The following is an 18,684-nucleotide window of genomic DNA, read 5'->3' on the forward strand; positions in this document are numbered from 1 at the left end:
ACGTTTCGTTGTATTTCTATGATGGAATGTGTTGCGAAAGGGAATAAATGAACGATAAACATATTTTTTTGTGATTTTATCGGAAAGTAAGAAACTTTAAAAGGGAATTTTCACACAATTGTCGAACAATTCATGTAGCCTAGAAGGATACACATGTCGGAGAATCGATTCGGTAAGGGAGGAAAAGCTGTGGAGAAAATTAAAGTATGTCTTGTGGATGATAATAAAGAATTAGTATCAATGTTAGAGAGCTATGTAGCCGCTCAAGATGATATGGAAGTAATCGGTACTGCTTATAATGGTCAAGAGTGTTTAAACTTATTAACAGATAAGCAACCTGATGTACTCGTTTTAGACATTATTATGCCACACTTAGATGGTTTAGCTGTATTGGAAAAAATGCGACATATTGAAAGGTTAAAACAGCCTAGCGTAATTATGTTGACAGCATTCGGGCAAGAAGATGTGACGAAAAAAGCAGTTGACTTAGGTGCCTCATATTTCATATTAAAACCATTTGATATGGAGAATTTAACGAGTCATATTCGTCAAGTGAGTGGTAAAGCAAACGCTATGATTAAGCGTCCACTACCATCATTCCGATCAGCAACAACAGTAGATGGAAAACCGAAAAACTTAGATGCGAGTATTACGAGTATCATTCATGAAATTGGTGTACCCGCTCATATTAAAGGATATATGTATTTACGAGAAGCAATCTCCATGGTATACAATGATATCGAATTATTAGGATCGATTACGAAAGTATTGTATCCAGATATCGCAAAGAAATATAATACCACAGCAAGCCGTGTGGAGCGCGCAATTCGTCACGCAATTGAAGTAGCTTGGAGCCGTGGGAATATTGATTCTATTTCGTCCTTATTCGGTTATACAGTATCCATGTCAAAAGCAAAACCTACGAACTCTGAGTTTATCGCAATGGTTGCGGATAAGCTGAGACTTGAACATAAAGCTAGTTGAGAGTAAAAGTAGTAAGGGATTTAAGCTTTAGTAAAGCTTAATAATTCTTGAAATTGATACTCGATATCAAATTTAAAGCCAATAAACTTTTTAATGAAAGACCAATGAATGTTATAATTCGTTGGTCTTTTTATTTTGTTGAGAAAAAGAGATTATTTGATAGTGTGGAAAATAAAACCTATTTTCAGTAATATTACATGTAAGTGAGTTTTTTATAAGGCAATAAAATAGATATAGATAGGGAGAAGGGGAATGGAAAATAAAATTTCAACTTGGCTAGGAATAGTAGCAGCTATGGGAGTTCTTGCTATTGCAGTTACATTTGGAATGTTAGAACTTGCAGATAATCCAGTAGATAAAGAAGTGAGCGCTCAAATAGATAAAAAAGAAGACCAAACAATAGTAGGTAGAGAGGTGGATGGGGTCTTTGTTGATGTGTATGTTACTGAAAATTCTACTGAAAGCGAAGTCATTACAGCGATGCATCGCATGACTCATCAAAAAGTGGTGGCAGAACGAAAATCGGGCTCTATCCCAATGATTCAAAGTAATGCTAAAAAATTAAAAGAAATTATAAATAAGAGTAGCTTTACGAAGAAAAATGAACTTTTAGCAATTGCTGATAGATGGGAGAAAAAAGATTTTAGTAAAATTGTAGAAGATCACAATTATTTCTCGGATGCTCAAGAAGATAGCGTTTGTAAAGTAACTAGAGCAATGGATGCGTTAGAAGAGCAACATTATATTTTAACTACATTCGGGGAGGGAAAAGCGAAAGAACTATACGAATCAGGGGATGCTCCGCACGTTCAATAAAAAATAATATAAAGGGCTTCTAGTTTTTTTATGATCGTGTTTTTAGAACGCAATGGGGACTTATAAATAAATAGTCTGCTTTCTTTATGACGTGTAACAAAAAAAGAAAAGATGTGATTCATTATTAAATGATGAAGGACCGGCTAAATCACATCGTAGTACATCTGTTAAAGGATTTTAGTAGGAAAGGCATCCGTGATATAATAGAAAATAATAAAAAGTCCTGCAAAACAGGACTGTATTATTCTTCGTCTTTATTTTGTTTTTCTAATTCAACTAGCTTTTGAATTAAAATGTGCTGCGGCATATGCATGAGTTGTTCAAGTGGAACACCTAGTGCTTTTGATAAGCGGACTGCAGTATCTGGAGAGATTTGTAATGGTCTCATAGAAGTACCTCCTTTTTCGTATAGTATAGCATAAGATTGGGGGAGTGAGGATGACTCTTATATTTGCACATCGTGGTGCGGCTGGAACGTACCCAGAAAATACAATGATTTCATTTGAAGCGGCTGAGTCTTTTAGAGCGGATGGAATTGAACTTGATGTTCAATTAACGAAAGATGGAAAAGTTGTCGTCATTCATGATGAAACGGTGGACCGGACAACAAATGGAAAAGGCGCGGTTCGGAATTATGTATATGAGGACTTATGCAAGTTAGATGCAAGTTATAAATTTGGTGATAAAGTAGGTTTTTGTAAAATACCACTTTTAGAAGAGGTATTAGAATGGCTTGAACAAACGAGTTTGCTACTTAATATTGAACTTAAAAATAATAAAATTCCATACAGAGGTTTAGAGGAAGAAGTTATAACGCTTGTGCGGAAATTTAGTCTAGAGGATCGTGTTATATTTTCTTCGTTTAATCACTACAGTATGAAACGGTGCCATATGATGGCTCCTGATATTCAAACAGCAATTTTATATCGCGAAGGTTTGCATAGTCCGTGGGCATACGCGAAAAAAATGGGGGCTACAGCAGTACATCCGAATTATCGTTACCTTCAAGATGCTATTGCCGAACTAACGATGGAAAGTGGTGTAGAGGTTCGCCCTTATACAATTAATGAAGAAACGCTTATGCGTAAATATTTTGATATGAATATATCGGCGATTATTACTGATTACCCTGAAACGGCAAGAACGTTAATGCCAATAAAAAAATGAGACCGCGTGTAACGGTCTCATTTTTTTATTTATAAATAGTGGGGCATTCCTATCTTCTAAAGCGAGCTTGTACTTTATTTCGTTTACGGTCTCGGTGCAAGACGAAGCCACCGAAGATATAAAACCCGAGCCCGAAGCAGAGAGCGCCGATTAAAAATTGTAACCACAGTATAGAGATTGGTGGAAATAGAATCCCGAATACAGTATCTCTCATTAACTTTATACCAAACACAGCTAATGAAATAGGGATGAGTGCTAATAGTAGAGCAACGTAACGCTGCATACATAACGCTCCTTTTCAGATTATTTCGTATATTTTAATGATGTTATAGGGAAAGGGGGTTTGTCAAGAGGGTGCTGAACGAGTAAGATAAAAGTGTGAAAAAATTTGCAGAGTTACTTCGAGAGGAAGTGGGATATATGAAACAAAAAGTATTAATTGTTGGTGCAGGTGAAGGCGGGAGCGCACTGCTGAATCTGTTACAAAGTTCGAATATATTTCAAATTATAGGGATTATTGATATAAATCCGTTGGCAAAAGGACTACAAATTGCTAAGGAATACGGGATTGCAATTGGAGAAAGTGTAACTCCATTTCTTTCTATGCATATCGATGTAATATTTGATATGACAGGTGAAGATGATGTGCATAAGGTTTTATTGGAAAAAAAGAAAAAAGACACTCTTCTTATACCAGGTGATATCGCAAAAATTGTTACAGGATTAGCGCATGAGAAGGAAGGGCTAATTGGGCGATTAGAGGAACAAACGCAACAAGGAGAATTAATTTTAAATTCTACACATGATGGCATGATCGTAATTGATCGAGAGGGACAAGTTCGTCTTTTTAATAAAAGTGCAGAGCGTATTATCGGATATAAAAAAGAAGAGGCGATAGGAAAATATATTTTAGAAGTCATTCCAACTAGTAAATTACTTCGCATTATACGTACGAAACAAATAGAAGTAAATTATGAACTAACATTAGAGAATGGAAAGAAAATTATTACAACGCGTATACCGATATTAAAAGAGGGCGGAGAGGTACAAGGGGCATTTGCAATTTTTAAAGATATAACAGAAGTTGTAGATTTAGCGGAAGAAGTTACAGATTTAAAGGAAATTCAAACACTATTAGAGGCAATTATTAACTCATCTGAAGAAGCAATTTCGGTTGTGGATGAAAAAGGAAGAGGTTTAGTCATTAACCCGGCATATACGAAATTAACGGGTTTAACAGAAGAAGATATTATTGGGAAGCCTGCTACAACTGATATTGTAGAAGGCGAAAGTATGCATATGAAAGTACTTCGAACGCGTCGTGCGGTGCGCGGAATACATATGAAGATTGGGCAAAAAAAGCGCGATGTAATTGTAAACGTGGCACCAGTCATTGTGGATGGAATATTGAAAGGAAGCGTCGGCGTTATCCGTGACGTGTCGGAAATTCAAAAGTTAACAAATGAATTGAATAGAGCAAGGCAAATTATTCGCACATTAGAAGCGAAATATTCATTTGATGATATTGTCGGGAATTCAGATGAAACAACGGCAGCTATCGAACAGGCGAAGCTAGGAGCAAATACACCAGCAACAGTACTGTTACGCGGTGAATCTGGGACTGGTAAAGAATTGTTTGCACATGCAATCCATAATGGAAGTAATCGAAAATACAATAAGTTCGTCCGTGTAAACTGTGCGGCCATTTCGGAGACGTTGTTAGAAAGTGAATTATTTGGTTATGAGGAAGGGGCGTTTTCTGGAGCGAAAAGAGGCGGGAAACGTGGGTTCTTTGAGGAAGCAAATAACGGTAGTATTTTTTTAGATGAAATAGGGGAGTTATCTGCAAATACACAAGCGAAACTCCTTCGTGTACTGCAGGAAAAAGAAATTGTAAAAGTTGGTGGAACGAAAGCGATACCTATTAATGTTCGAGTAATTGCAGCGACGCATGTGAATTTAGAAAAGGCTATTCTAGAAGGGAAGTTTAGGGAGGATTTATATTATCGATTAAATAAAATCCCAATTCAAATTCCATCTCTTCGTCAACGTAAAGGAGATATACCGACAATTGCGGACAGATTGATTCAAAAAATTAATCAAGATTACGGTCGTAATGTAGAAGGGCTCACTGATTCAGCCATTTTATATTTACAATCATACGAATGGCCAGGGAATGTGAGGGAACTTGAAAATATTCTGGGAAGAGCTATTATCTTTATGAATTATAACGAGACCTATATTGATGTACACCATTTACCGCCATTACATAACGAAGAGCAGGTGGAGTCAAAGCAATCTCATTTATTACCTGAATTAGAAGAAAAGCCACTTGAACATTTAGTGACAGAGTTTGAAGGGAATATTATTCATGAATATTTGGAGAGATTTGATGGGAATAAAACGCAAACTGCAAAAGCGTTAGGAATTTCCGTTCGAAATTTATATTACAAGCTAGAAAAGTATAACCATGCAAAAAATAGCATGCAATAAATTGCGTACCGTGCAATTTATTGCATGGTATACAAAAAGCGACAAAATAAGACAGAATCTTTTGTTATTTTCCAAAGTATTGATTTTACTGCATTTTGAATGCGTTTTCATTATTGGTAAGACCACTTTTAAAAGTTGGCACGGTATTTGCTTTATAAATAGACGAGGGACGACGGAAAGGGTTGATTACAAAATATGAAGTTAGAATACTTAATTGATCAAGCAGCAGGGCAGCCTAAAAAAACTGTAGCTGTAGCAGTAGCTGAAGATCATGAAGTAATTGAAGCTGTAGCGAAAGCAATTAAATTACAGTTAGCTCAATTTCGTCTATATGGAAATCAAGAAAAAATAATGGGGATGCTACAAGAACATGGTTTACAAACTTCAGAACATGTTGAAGTGATTGCAGCAATGTCTAGTGCAGAGGCTGCAGAACTTTCTGTTAAAGCTGTGAGAAATGGTGAAGCAGACGTGCTTATGAAGGGGAACATCCCAACAGCGAATATTTTGAAGGCTGTGTTAAACAAAGAGTGGGGCCTACGTAAAGGTAGCGTACTTTCACATGTAGCAGCATTTGAAGTTCCAAATTACGATCGTCTTATTTTCGTTACAGATGCAGCGATGAACATCGCACCTGATGTAACACAAAAAGCTGCTATTATACAAAATACTGTAGAAGTTGCCCGGGCAATAGGAATCGACTTGCCAAAAGTGGCACCAATTGCAGCAGTAGAAGTTGTGAATCCAGCGATGCAGGCGACAATTGATGCAGCGATGTTAACACAAATGAATCGCCGCGGACAAATTAAAGATTGTATCGTTGATGGACCACTTGCTTTAGATAATGCAGTATCACAAATTGCAGCAGAGCATAAAGGCATAGTAAGTGATGTAGCAGGTAAGGCAGATATTTTACTCGTCCCAACGATTGAAGCTGGAAATGTGCTATATAAATCACTCGTATACTTTGCGGATGCAAAAGTAGGAGCAATGATTGCTGGCGCAAAAGCACCGATTGTTTTAACATCTCGTGCTGATTCAGCAGAAACAAAAGTATATTCATTAGCATTGGCAGTTGCGACTGCTTCAAAATAAACCAAAAAGGGTAAAACATTAGGGGGAAACGACAATGACATTAGAAATCTTCGAATACTTAGAAAAATATGATTATGAGCAAGTAGTATTTTGTCAAGATAAAGAATCTGGTTTAAAAGCAATTATTGCAATTCATGATACAACACTTGGACCGGCTCTTGGTGGAACAAGAATGTGGACATATGATTCTGAAGAAGCGGCGATTGAAGATGCATTGCGTCTTGCAAAAGGGATGACATACAAAAACGCAGCAGCTGGTTTAAACTTAGGTGGTGCGAAAACAGTAATTATCGGTGATCCTCGTAAAGATAAGAGCGAAGCAATGTTCCGTGCACTAGGACGTTATATCCAAGGACTAAACGGACGTTACATTACAGCTGAAGATGTTGGTACAACAGTAGATGATATGGATATTATCCATGAAGAAACTGACTTTGTAACAGGTATCTCACCATCATTCGGTTCTTCTGGTAACCCATCTCCGGTAACGGCATACGGTGTTTACCGTGGTATGAAAGCAGCTGCAAAAGAAGCTTTCGGTACTGACAATTTAGAAGGAAAAGTAATTGCTGTTCAAGGCGTTGGTAACGTAGCATATCACCTATGCAAACATTTACACGCTGAAGGAGCAAAATTAATTGTTACAGATATTAATAAAGAAGCTGTACAACGTGCTGTAGAAGAATTCGGTGCATCAGCAGTTGAACCAAATGAAATTTACGGTGTTGAATGCGATATTTACGCACCATGTGCACTAGGCGCAACAGTTAATGATGAAACTATTCCACAACTTAAAGCAAAAGTAATCGCAGGTTCTGCAAATAACCAATTAAAAGAAGATCGTCATGGTGACATCATTCATGAAATGGGTATTGTATACGCACCAGATTATGTAATTAATGCAGGTGGCGTAATTAACGTAGCAGACGAATTATATGGATACAATAGAGAACGTGCACTAAAACGTGTTGAGTCTATTTATGACACGATTGCAAAAGTAATCGAAATTTCAAAACGCGATGGCATAGCAACTTATGTAGCGGCAGATCGTCTAGCTGAAGAGCGCATTGCAAGCTTGAAGAATTCTCGTAGCACTTACTTACGCAACGGTCACGATATTATTAGCCGTCGCTAATCATTCATATATAACTTTTACAAAAGGTGTGGTTACCTCTTATGAGGTTTCCACTTCCTTTTGAATTTATTAGTGGAGGTAGCAACATTGTCTGTAAATCGAATTCTTGTTATTAACCCAGGTAGTACATCCACAAAAATTGGTGTTTTTGATAATGAAAGACCCGTTCTAGAAGAAACGATTCGTCATGACGTAGAACAGATTGGAAAATATAAGAGAATTATCGACCAATATGAGTTTCGAAAAGAAACGATTTTAGAAGTTCTACATTCTCATGGTATTAACATTTCAAAATTAAACGCTGTTTGTGGGCGTGGTGGATTACTTCGTCCAATCGAAGGCGGTACGTATACAGTAAACGATGCGATGTTAGAAGATTTGAAAAATGGCTTTAGCGGTCATCACGCTTCAAACCTTGGAGGCATTTTAGCATATGAAATTGCTTCTGGATTAAACATTCCTGCATTCATTGTAGATCCTGTCGTTGTAGATGAGATGGAGCCGGTTGCTCGTATAAGTGGCATTGCTGGTATGGAACGCAAAAGTATCTTCCATGCATTAAATCAAAAAGCAGTTGCTCGTAAAGTAGCTGAACAGTTAAATCACAAATACGAGGATTTAAATTTATTAGTTACACATATGGGTGGCGGTATTACAGTTGGTGCTCATAAAAAAGGAAGAGTAATCGATGTGAATAACGGTTTAAACGGAGAAGGACCATTTAGTCCAGAGCGCGCTGGTACAGTACCAGTAGGGCAACTAGTAGAAATGTGTTTCTCTGGTGAGTATTACCGTGATGAAATGATTAAAAAACTTGTCGGACAAGGTGGACTTGTAAGTTTAATCGGTACAAATGATGCGATTAAAGTAGAGCAAATGGTTGAAAAAGGTGATCCTGAAGCAACTCTTATTTATAAAGCAATGGCATATCAAGTTGCAAAAGAGATTGGCGGAGCTAGCGCTGTACTTCACGGGAAAATCGATGCAATCGTATTAACTGGTGGACTGGCATACAGTAAAATTCTTGTCGATGAAATAAAAGAGCGAGTGGACTGGATTGCAGATGTTATCGTACATCCAGGCGAAGATGAGTTAGAAGCGTTAGCAGAAGGAGCACTTCGTGTATTACGTGAAGAAGAAGCTCCAAAAGAATACGTTGTACGTGAAAAAGAAACGGTAGCTAGGGGTTGAGATAATGGCAAAAGAATATGATTTAGTCATCGTTGGCGGCGGTACTGGTGGATATGTTGCTGCAATTCGTGCATCACAACTAGGGTTAAAAACTGCACTAGTCGAAAAAGAAAATCTTGGTGGTACTTGTTTACACAAAGGATGTATTCCTAGTAAAGCTCTTTTACGTAGTGCGGAAGTATATGCAACTGCTAAAAAAAGCGAAGAGTTCGGAGTTATTGCAAGCAATGTAGAACTAAACTTTGCGAAAGTACAAGAGCGTAAAGAGAAGATAGTAACGCAGCTTCATAAAGGCGTTCAACATTTAATGAAACAAGGTAAAATTGATGTGTTTGAAGGTATTGGCCGTATTCTTGGCCCATCTATTTTCTCTCCGATGCCAGGGACAATTTCAGTTGAACTTGCAAGTGGAGAAGAGAATGAAATGTTAATTCCAAAAAATGTACTTATTGCAACAGGTTCTCGTCCAAATTCATTACCAGGTTTAGAATTAGACGGAGAGTACGTAATGTCTTCAGATCATGCTCTAAAAATGGAAACGCTTCCTAGTTCGATTATTATCGTTGGTGGCGGTGTAATCGGTATTGAGTGGGCATCTATGCTTGCTGACTTCGGTGTAGAAGTTACAGTATTAGAGTATGCGAAAACGATATTACCACTAGAAGATCAAGACGTTTCAAAAGAAATGCAACGTCTATTCAAGAAAAAAGGTATTAAAGTGGTAACTGGTGCAAAAGTATTACCAGAAACATTGGTAAAAGATAATGGAGTAACAATCCAAGCTGAACACAACGGTGAAAATAAAGAATTTAAAGCAGAAAAAATGCTTGTATCTGTAGGAAGACAAGCGAATACGCAAAATATTGGCTTAGAGAACACAGATATCGTTGTGGAAAAAGGATACATTCAAACAAATGAGTTTTATCAAACGAAAGAATCGCATATTTACGCAATTGGAGATGTAATCGGTGGCCTGCAACTCGCTCACGTTGCTTCTCACGAAGGAATTGCTGCAGTAGAACATATTGCAGGGAAAGAAGTTACACCAATCGATTACTCTATGGTATCAAAATGCGTATATAGCAGTCCGGAAGTTGCTTCTGTCGGTTTAACAGAACAAGAAGCGAAAGAAAAAGGCTATAAGTTAAAAGTAGGTAAGTTCTCATTCCGCGCAATCGGAAAAGCACTTGTATACGGAGAATCAGATGGTTTCGTAAAACTTGTAGTTGATGAAGAGACAAATGACATTCTTGGTGTTCATATGATTGGACCGCATGTAACAGATATGATTTCTGAAGCGGGTCTTGCAAGAGTACTTGATGCAACACCTTGGGAAGTAGCACATACAATTCATCCGCATCCATCATTATCTGAGGCGATTGGTGAAGCAGCACTTGCTGTAGATGGAAGAGCGTTACACGCATAAAAATGTGGATTTAGGAGGTTATGAAAAATGGCAGAAGTAAAAGAAAAGCGCCATGAAGAGCTTGGCTTAAGTGATGAGCAAGTATTAGAAATGTTCCGTACGATGTTACTTGCACGTAAAATAGACGAACGTATGTGGTTATTAAACCGTGCTGGTAAAATTCCATTCGTAATTTCTTGTCAAGGACAAGAGGCTGCACAAGTTGGAGCGGCGTTCGCTCTTGATAGAGAGAAAGATTATGCATTACCATACTACCGTGATATGGGTGTTGTACTAGCATTTGGTATGACAGCTAAAGAGCTTATGTTGTCTGCTTTCGCGAAAGCTGGAGATCCAAACTCTGGTGGTCGTCAAATGCCTGGTCACTTCGGTCAAAAGAAAAATCGTATTGTTACAGGTTCATCTCCAGTAACAACGCAAGTACCACATGCAGTTGGTATTGCATTAGCTGGAAAAATGGAGAAGAAAGATTTAGTAACGTTCGTTACATTTGGAGAAGGTTCTTCAAACCAAGGTGACTTCCATGAAGGGGCAAACTTTGCTGGTGTACACAAACTACCTGTTATTTTTATGTGTGAAAATAACAAATATGCAATCTCTATTCCAGTTGAAAAACAATTAGCATGTAAAAACGTATCAGATCGTGCGATTGGTTACGGTATGCCTGGATATACAATAGACGGAAACGATCCGCTTGCAGTATATAAAGCTGTAAAAGAAGCAGCAGATCGCGGTCGTCGTGGTGAAGGCCCAACTTTAATTGAAACAGTATCATATCGTTTAACAGCACATTCTAGTGACGATGATGATCGTGTTTATCGTGATAAAGAAGAAGTAGAAGAAGCAAAGAAAAAAGATTCAATTATAACATTCGCGGCTTATTTAAAAGAAGCTGGTGTATTAACTGAGGAATCGGAAAAACAAATGTTAGACGAAATTATGCATATCGTAAATGAAGCAACAGAATATGCAGAAAATGCTCCGTATGCAGCACCTGAAGATGCATTGAAGCACGTATACGCAGAATAGGGGGGAACGTTTCATGGCTGTAATGTCTTATATTGATGCTATTACATTAGCAATGCGCGAAGAAATGGAACGCGATGAGAAAGTATTCGTTTTAGGAGAAGATGTTGGTAAAAAAGGTGGCGTGTTTAAAGCGACACACGGTTTGTATGATCAATTTGGTGAAGATCGTGCGCTTGATGCACCGCTTGCAGAATCTGCAATTGCTGGGGTAGCAATTGGTGCGGCAATGTATGGTATGCGTCCAATCGCTGAAATGCAGTTTGCTGATTTCATCATGCCAGCAGTAAACCAAATTGTTTCTGAGGCAGCAAAAATTCGTTATCGTTCTAATAATGATTGGACTTGTCCAGTTACAATTCGTGCACCATTTGGCGGGGGTGTTCACGGTGCATTGTATCATTCACAATCTGTAGAAGCGATGTTTGCAAACCAACCAGGTTTAAAAATCGTTATCCCTTCTACACCATATGATGCAAAAGGCTTATTAAAAGCAGCCATTCGTGATGAAGATCCAGTATTATTCTTCGAACATAAACGTGCATATCGTTTAATTAAAGGTGAAGTGCCGGAGGATGACTACGTATTACCAATCGGAAAAGCAGATGTAAAACGTGAAGGTGATGATATTACAGTTATCACGTACGGATTATGTGTTCATTTTGCTCTTCAAGCGGCTGAAAAGTTAGCACAAGATGGCATCTCTGCACACATTCTTGATTTACGTACTGTATATCCATTAGATAAAGAAGCAATCATTGAAGCAGCTTCTAAAACAGGTAAAGTTCTTCTTGTAACAGAAGACAATAAAGAAGGAAGCATTATGAGTGAAGTGGCAGCAATTATTGCTGAAAACTGTCTATTTGATTTAGATGCGCCAATCGCACGTCTTGCAGGTCCAGACGTTCCAGCAATGCCATATGCACCAACAATGGAAAAATTCTTTATGGTAAATCCAGATAAAGTTGAAAAAGCAATGCGTGAACTTGCGGAATTTTAATCGGGGGGACTATACATGGCTGTAGAAAATATTACAATGCCTCAGCTCGGGGAGAGCGTTACAGAGGGCACAATTAGTAAATGGCTCGTTAATGTTGGCGATCACGTAAACAAGTATGATCCGCTTGCAGAAGTAATGACTGATAAAGTAAATGCTGAAGTACCATCTTCTTTCACGGGGATTGTAAAAGAGTTAATCGCTGGTGAAGGTGATACGTTAGCTGTAGGTGAAGTAGTTTGTGTGATTCAAGTAGAAGGCGCAGATGAAGTAGCAGCAACAGCTGTTGAAGAAAAAACGAAAGAAGAACCAAAGGCAGAAGTAGCTACGTCTGAAAAAGCACCGAAAGTAAAACAACCAACTGATGGAAAACCACGTTTTTCACCAGCTGTGTTAAAACTTGCGGGTGAGCATAACGTTGATTTAGATCTAGTAGAAGGTACGGGAGCAAACGGCCGTATCACTCGTAAAGATATTTTAAAGCTAGTGGAATCTGGAAATATTCCGCAAGCAGGTGCAGCGAAGAAAGAGGAAGCTGTAGCGGCAGTAGTAGAAGCTCGCCCAGAAGCACCAAAAGCAGCACCAGTAGCGCAAAAAGTAGAAGCTGCGAAACCAGTTTCTGTACCTACAATGCCTGGAGATATCGAAATTCCAGTAACAGGTGTGCGTAAAGCAATCGCAGCAAACATGTTACGTAGTAAACATGAAGCACCACATGCTTGGATGATGATTGAAGTAGATGTGACAAACCTTGTGTCATACCGTAACTCAATTAAAGGTGACTTTAAGAAGCGTGAAGGCTTTAACTTAACGTTCTTTGCTTTCTTCGTAAAAGCAGTAGCACAAGCGTTAAAAGAGTATCCTCAAATTAATTCAATGTGGGCTGGCGATAAAATTGTTCAGAAGAAAGATATTAACCTTTCTATCGCTGTTGCAACAGAGGAAGAACTATTTGTACCAGTAATTAAGCAAGCGGACGAGAAAACAATTAAAGGTATCGCTCGTGAAATTACAGAACTTGCAGGAAAAGTACGTACGAAATCGTTAAAAGCAGACGAAATGCAAGGTGGAACATTTACAATTAATAACACAGGATCATTCGGTTCTGTTCAATCTATGGGTATTATTAATTACCCACAAGCGGCTATTCTACAAGTTGAATCAATTGTAAAACGCCCAGTAATTATGGATAACGGTATGTTCGGTGCTCGTGATATGGTTAACTTATGTTTATCACTTGATCACCGAGTACTTGATGGTTTAATTTGTGGTAAGTTCTTAGGACGTGTTAAAGAAATTTTAGAAAACATGTCAGAAAACAATACATCTGTATATTAATAAAAAGCTCGCTTATGCGAGCTTTTTATTATCTTATTTCTTCATCTACATCCTACTATATGTATAAATACCTTTCCCAGTAATCTTACAATAAACGATTATGTATTAGGAATTTACGAAAATACATTGCTGATATATGGTATATGGATATAAAATAAGAAAAGAATAATTTTTTTGGCAAATCTTACTGATGAAACTGTAGTATAATATATTGTATTGTATGAAAAAGAGAGTTATTCTATATAAGTGTTTTATAGATAATGTGTAATCAGTCGTCAAAACATGAAGAATGTTGACTCCTGGTTTTTTATTTTTGCCGTAACAATGTTTCAGGAGGATGTCATGAAAAGAAGTACCGAGTTTCTAAAAAGTTTAGATGTAAAATTAATTTTAATTTTGTGTGCACTATGTGTGACGAGTATAGCTGCTATATATAGCAGTCAGCAAACGGGACAGTATGGAGCTGCAAACTTTGCTATGAAACAAGGTGTTAACTACATAATTGGGGTTGTATTGTTACTTCTTGTTGCAAGCATCGACTTAGATCAATTGCAAAAATTGTCTTGGCCACTTTATATTGCCGGGTTTGCTTCACTTATTCTTTTGAAAGTATTACCACCATCAGGTTTTACACCTGAAAAATTAGGTGCAAAAAGATGGTTTGTTTTCCCAGTATTTGGACAAATTCAGCCGTCTGAGTTTTTCAAAATTGCATTGCTACTTGTAGTAGCGAGTATAGCAGTAAAACATAATGCACAGTATATGGCAAGGACATTCCAAACAGATTTAAAGCTAGTAGGTAAAATTATGCTAGTGTCACTTCCACCTATGGCGGTTGTATATAGTCAACCTGATACAGGTATGGTGTTCTTATATGCTGCTGCTATTGCATGTATTTTATTTATGTCAGGTATTCAAAAGAAATTGATAGCATTATGTACAGTTATTCCGTTGACCATATTATCTGCTTTAATATTTATTTTCTTTAAGTATCAAGATTTTTTCTATAATAATTTAGTTACTTTACTAAAACCTCACCAACAGTCGCGTATTGTAGGTTGGTTAAATCCATTTGAAAATGCAGATCAAGGTTATCAAACGCAACAATCGATTTTAGCTGTAGGTAGTGGAGGAATGGAAGGTAAAGGGTTTGGGGGAGGAAGCGTCTATATCCCAGAGAAGCATACTGACTTTATTTTCGCTACAATTGCCGAAGAAGGTGGATTTATCGTAGCAGCCTTAGTTGTCTTCTTGTTCCTATTACTACTATATCGAACAATTATTATTGGTTATTCCGCTGATAATTTATTTGGTACATTATTATGCGCTGGATCGATCGGTATATTAACAGTTCAAATATTCCAAAACATCGGTATGATCGTTGGATTAATGCCTGTAAAAGGTATTGCATTACCTTTCTTATCGTATGGGGGAAGTTCCTTATTCTCGAATATGATTATGATGGGGCTCATACTATCGGTACGGAAAACGTATAAAAAATATATGTTTTCAGTTAAGTAAAAAAAGCTGGTTCGTTTTTAAACGAACCAGCTTTTTTACATATATGCTCATAAACGTTGCAAACTAAAACAGGATAGCAGTTTGAGACGGGTAAGGAGTGCAAAGTGATGCATATGCATATTTTTGAAGGAGCACGGCATCTTTCTAATAGTGAATGGGTTATTCGGGCTATTATAGCATACATATTTTTAATATTAGTTGCGAAAGCGATGGGGCAAAGGTCTATCGCACAACTTCGTTTTTTAGATGTTGTATTAGTGTTATTGCTTGGTGGGAATATTTCTAACGCATTGTCTGATGAAAAAGTAGGGTTACTGGGCTCGATGATTACAACGTTCATACTCGTTGTACTTCATATTATAAGCTCAGTTTTAATGCTGAAATGGGATAGATGGAGACGTTTTTTAGAGCCAGCACCTATCATTCTTATACATAATGGTTCCATTGATTTTAGCAATTTGAAAAAGGCGAGAATTACCGTGGAATATTTGTTTTCGGAACTTCGTATGCGAAATGTGAGCGATATTCAAACGATTAAATTAGCATTATGGGAAGCGAACGGTGTCGTTTCTATATTTCGGTATCCAGAATATGAAGCAGTTTCACGGCTTGATCTTAAAGTGGCGGGAAAAAAATCTCCAGTTTCTTTTGTATTAGTAAAGGATGGGAGGATACAGAAAGATGTTCTTGCATTATTAGGAAAAACAGAAGCGTGGGCGAGAAAATTTCTAGAGGAGAGTACAGAAGTCGAATCCATTATGTTAGCTACAGTAGATGAATCACATAAAATAAATATTTTGTTAAAAAAATGAAAAATATACGCATTTTGTCGTTTCGTACATATGATACAATAGTGTGGACAACGAAAAAGGAGGCGATACGGTGGGATATGTAGAAGAATTACGAAAAATAGTTGGTCATCGCCCTTTAATTTTAGTTGGTGCTGTTGTACTCGTTATAAATGAAAATGGATATGTTTTATTGCAGCAGCGGACAGAGCCGTACGGAAAATGGGGACTACCTGGTGGGCTAATGGAGCTTAGTGAATCACCAGAAGAAACAGCTTATCGTGAAGTATATGAAGAGACAGGAATAAAAGTGAAGAACTTGCAACTAATCAATGTATTTTCTGGAGCGAACTACTTTACAAAATTAGCAAACGGTGATGAATTTCAATCTGTAACAACCGCCTATTATACAGATGAATACGAAGGGGATTTTGTTATGAATAAAGAAGAAGCAGTTCAGCTTAAATTCTTTTCAGTAACAGAACTACCTGACTATATTGTAGGATCGCATAAAAAAATGATTGCTGAATATATGAAGATTATGGAAAAAAAGATATAATCATAGTGAAAGAAATACAAAAACACAGTTCTGGTTGGTAGTCCAGACGCATGATTTCATGTCAGTAACCTTCCCCTCCGGGATGTCCCGTATTTCTAATCTTTTAAAGGAGGGGCTGTCAATGGATTTGACAGTATATCACGATGGCCAATTTTTTGTTGGAATCATTACATGCAAAGAAAAAGGGAAATTGTATGGAGCGAGGTATATTTTTGGGGCGGAACCGTCAGATGAAGAAGTGCTTATGTTTGTGAATAGTTCACTTTTAGAGCATTTTCAGCACTTTGCAAAATGTGGTGTAGAAATTAAAGAAAAACAGCGTCCTAAAAACATAAAGCGTACCATACGACAAGCAGCAAAAGAAATAAATATTAAACGTTTTACTAAGGCGCAAGAGGCGATTAGTTTATCTTATGAATTGCATAAACAAGAAAAGAAAGTGCAGTCTAAAGAGAAGCGAGAAGCTGAAAAAGAAAGAAGACGTTTAATGAAAGTACAAAAAGCAAAGCAAAAACATCGTGGTCATTAAAGAAAAGGTGTTAGAGCAAGAGCTCTAACACCTTTTCTATACTTAAATACAAGTAAACTTACTTGTATTTCATAAACATTAACTGGTAAGATACAAATAGGTAGTTTTAGAGGAGGGAAAAGAGTGATTAATTTTAACTTTTTTATGAATGATGTTGTCCGCCAAGCGCGTGAAGAGATTGTCTCTGCTGGATATACAGAATTGACGACGCCAGAAGCGGTAGAAGAAGCGTTTAAAAGAAATGGAACAACACTTGTAATGGTAAACTCTGTATGTGGTTGTGCAGGTGGTATTGCTCGTCCTGCTGCTGCGCATTCCGTACATTATGATAAACGTCCTAACCACCTTGTAACGGTGTTTGCAGGGCAAGATAAAGAAGCGACAGCAAGAGCGCGTGAATATTTCGAAGGGTACCCACCTTCTTCTCCATCATTTGCTTTATTAAAAGATGGAAAAATTGTAACGATGGTAGAGCGTCATGAAATTGAAGGTCATGAACCGATGCAAGTTATTGCCAAACTACAATCATATTTCGAAGAGAATTGTGAAGAACTATAAAAAATAAGAGAAAAGGCGGCACGTCCACAATCAAGTGGATGTGCCGCCTTTTTTATTTATTATTAAAATTTCTGAGATATGCATAGTTGTGTTATTTTATGCATTTTTTTATACATAAAAAACAGCGTTTATATTGTTTGTTTATTTATTTTTATTTTATATATTGCATAAAAATAAAAGTGCTGATACAATACAAACATCGAATAAATATTCTATTAAACTTTTAAATATACATTATTAGGGGGAAGAAAGATGAAGAAGTTAGTATCAATATCGTTTGCACTTATTTTAATTTTAAGTATGTTCAGCGCTTGTAGTAATGGGGAATCGAAAGAAACAAAAGGAAATAAGAAAGTACTCGTAATGGGAACTTCAGCAGATTATAAACCATATGAATACGTAGAAGCTTCAAAAAGTGATGAAATTATCGGCTTTGATGTTGATGTTGCTAAATATATCGGAAAAGAACTTGGGTATGAAGTGAAAGTGAAAGATATGGATTTTGGTGGTTTATTAGCATCTCTTAGTTCAGGAAAAGTTGATTTCGTAATGGCAGGCATGACGCCAACTGCAGAGCGTAAAAATAATGTTGATTTTACAGATATTTATTTTGTTGCGAAAAATATGGTCGTTTCTAAAAAGGATTCTAACATTCAATCTGTAGAGGGTTTAAAAGGGAAAAAAGTAGGGGTACAAACAGGGTCTATTCAAGAAGAGAAAGCAGCAGAATTTAAAAAACAAGTAGATTTCCAAGTTGAGGGACGTGACCGTATACCAGAAATCGTACAAGAAATTAAAGCTGGTCGTTTTGACGCTGCAATTATAGAAGACACAGTTGCTAAAAATTATTTAGAGAAAATGAAAGATTTACAAGGAATTGAAATTAAAGAAGCACCAGAAGAAGTTGGAGCAGCAATTGCCCTTCCGAAAAACAGTGATAAAACAGCAGAATTTAATAAAGTAATTAAAAAAATGCAAGAAAATGGAGAAATGGATAAATTAGTGAAGAAATGGTTTGGCAGCGGAAAATAAGCTGCCTTTCACTTTTCTGTGAGGGGAAT

General features: G+C 37.1%; 19 protein-coding genes. 17 read left to right on the forward strand and 2 right to left on the reverse strand.

From position 1 onward, the window contains the following. Window positions 1–189 precede the first annotated feature (189 nt). Both spo0A and ACZDYH_RS02545 read left to right on the forward strand, forming a co-directional pair. A complete protein-coding gene (gene spo0A / locus ACZDYH_RS02540; protein WP_011110369.1) occupies window positions 190–984 on the forward strand; it encodes a sporulation transcription factor Spo0A in 795 nt (264 codons plus the stop codon). Between the two features lie 252 nt (window positions 985–1,236). Further along, on the forward strand, window positions 1,237–1,800 hold the full coding sequence (locus ACZDYH_RS02545; RefSeq protein WP_474885625.1) for a PRK06770 family protein: 564 nt from the start codon (window positions 1,237–1,239) through the stop codon (window positions 1,798–1,800). A 241-nt stretch (window positions 1,801–2,041) separates the two neighbouring features. Here ACZDYH_RS02545 and ACZDYH_RS02550 read toward each other — a convergent pair whose 3' ends face one another. Continuing rightward, on the reverse strand, window positions 2,042–2,188 hold the full coding sequence (locus tag ACZDYH_RS02550) for a YycC family protein (protein WP_001247671.1): 147 nt from the start codon (window positions 2,186–2,188) through the stop codon (window positions 2,042–2,044). 50 nt (window positions 2,189–2,238) lie between these two features. Between ACZDYH_RS02550 and ACZDYH_RS02555 the strand changes: the two genes are divergently transcribed. Continuing rightward, window positions 2,239–2,967 carry a glycerophosphodiester phosphodiesterase gene (locus tag ACZDYH_RS02555; RefSeq protein WP_000172583.1) on the forward strand — a complete coding sequence of 243 codons (729 nt, stop codon included), beginning with the start codon at window positions 2,239–2,241 and terminating at the stop codon, window positions 2,965–2,967. Window positions 2,968–3,016: 49 nt separating this feature from the next. Here ACZDYH_RS02555 and ACZDYH_RS02560 read toward each other — a convergent pair whose 3' ends face one another. After that, a complete protein-coding gene (locus tag ACZDYH_RS02560) occupies window positions 3,017–3,250 on the reverse strand; it encodes a DUF2627 domain-containing protein (protein WP_001190211.1) in 234 nt (77 codons plus the stop codon). 137 nt (window positions 3,251–3,387) lie between these two features. Between ACZDYH_RS02560 and ACZDYH_RS02565 the strand changes: the two genes are divergently transcribed. The 14 genes from ACZDYH_RS02565 (at window position 3,388) to ACZDYH_RS02630 (ending at window position 18,655) form a co-directional block, all read left to right on the forward strand. Continuing rightward, window positions 3,388–5,460, forward strand: a complete 2,073-nt coding sequence (locus ACZDYH_RS02565) for a sigma 54-interacting transcriptional regulator (RefSeq protein ID WP_474885626.1) — start codon at window positions 3,388–3,390, stop codon at window positions 5,458–5,460. A gap of 195 nt (window positions 5,461–5,655) precedes the next feature. Then, on the forward strand, window positions 5,656–6,555 hold the full coding sequence (gene yqiS / locus ACZDYH_RS02570; protein WP_000764677.1) for a phosphate butyryltransferase: 900 nt from the start codon (window positions 5,656–5,658) through the stop codon (window positions 6,553–6,555). A 34-nt stretch (window positions 6,556–6,589) separates the two neighbouring features. After that, a complete protein-coding gene (locus ACZDYH_RS02575; RefSeq protein ID WP_000171355.1) occupies window positions 6,590–7,690 on the forward strand; it encodes a leucine dehydrogenase in 1,101 nt (366 codons plus the stop codon). An 87-nt stretch (window positions 7,691–7,777) separates the two neighbouring features. Then, window positions 7,778–8,881, forward strand: a complete 1,104-nt coding sequence (gene buk / locus ACZDYH_RS02580) for a butyrate kinase (protein ID WP_000115781.1) — start codon at window positions 7,778–7,780, stop codon at window positions 8,879–8,881. Between the two features lie 4 nt (window positions 8,882–8,885). Beyond that, window positions 8,886–10,307, forward strand: coding sequence for a dihydrolipoyl dehydrogenase (gene lpdA, locus ACZDYH_RS02585; protein ID WP_001051289.1), 1,422 nt, complete (start codon window positions 8,886–8,888; stop codon window positions 10,305–10,307). Window positions 10,308–10,334: 27 nt separating this feature from the next. After that, window positions 10,335–11,336 (forward strand): 3-methyl-2-oxobutanoate dehydrogenase subunit alpha, encoded by a 1,002-nt coding sequence (gene bfmBAA, locus ACZDYH_RS02590; protein ID WP_000852551.1) that lies wholly within the window; start codon window positions 10,335–10,337, stop codon window positions 11,334–11,336. A gap of 13 nt (window positions 11,337–11,349) precedes the next feature. Further along, window positions 11,350–12,333 (forward strand): 3-methyl-2-oxobutanoate dehydrogenase subunit beta, encoded by a 984-nt coding sequence (gene bfmBAB, locus ACZDYH_RS02595; protein WP_000290071.1) that lies wholly within the window; start codon window positions 11,350–11,352, stop codon window positions 12,331–12,333. Window positions 12,334–12,348: 15 nt separating this feature from the next. After that, window positions 12,349–13,668, forward strand: coding sequence for a dihydrolipoamide acetyltransferase family protein (locus tag ACZDYH_RS02600; protein WP_000257660.1), 1,320 nt, complete (start codon window positions 12,349–12,351; stop codon window positions 13,666–13,668). 342 nt (window positions 13,669–14,010) lie between these two features. Then, complete coding sequence (locus ACZDYH_RS02605; protein WP_000831181.1) at window positions 14,011–15,189, forward strand: FtsW/RodA/SpoVE family cell cycle protein; 1,179 nt, start codon at window positions 14,011–14,013, stop codon at window positions 15,187–15,189. Between the two features lie 107 nt (window positions 15,190–15,296). After that, window positions 15,297–16,001, forward strand: coding sequence for a DUF421 domain-containing protein (locus tag ACZDYH_RS02610; protein ID WP_000550961.1), 705 nt, complete (start codon window positions 15,297–15,299; stop codon window positions 15,999–16,001). Between the two features lie 70 nt (window positions 16,002–16,071). Next, complete coding sequence (locus ACZDYH_RS02615; RefSeq protein WP_000542549.1) at window positions 16,072–16,536, forward strand: NUDIX hydrolase; 465 nt, start codon at window positions 16,072–16,074, stop codon at window positions 16,534–16,536. Window positions 16,537–16,657: 121 nt separating this feature from the next. Further along, entirely contained in the window at window positions 16,658–17,065 is a 408-nt protein-coding gene (locus tag ACZDYH_RS02620) for a YjdF family protein (RefSeq protein ID WP_000366588.1), read from the forward strand. 144 nt (window positions 17,066–17,209) lie between these two features. After that, the gene (locus ACZDYH_RS02625) at window positions 17,210–17,623 is read left to right on the forward strand and encodes a BrxA/BrxB family bacilliredoxin (protein ID WP_001979317.1); all 414 of its coding nucleotides are present in this window, start codon (window positions 17,210–17,212) and stop codon (window positions 17,621–17,623) included. A 252-nt stretch (window positions 17,624–17,875) separates the two neighbouring features. Then, window positions 17,876–18,655, forward strand: a complete 780-nt coding sequence (locus ACZDYH_RS02630; RefSeq protein WP_000737663.1) for a transporter substrate-binding domain-containing protein — start codon at window positions 17,876–17,878, stop codon at window positions 18,653–18,655. Window positions 18,656–18,684 lie beyond the last annotated feature (29 nt).

This window comes from Bacillus sp. EB V-12 (genome assembly GCF_056158125.1).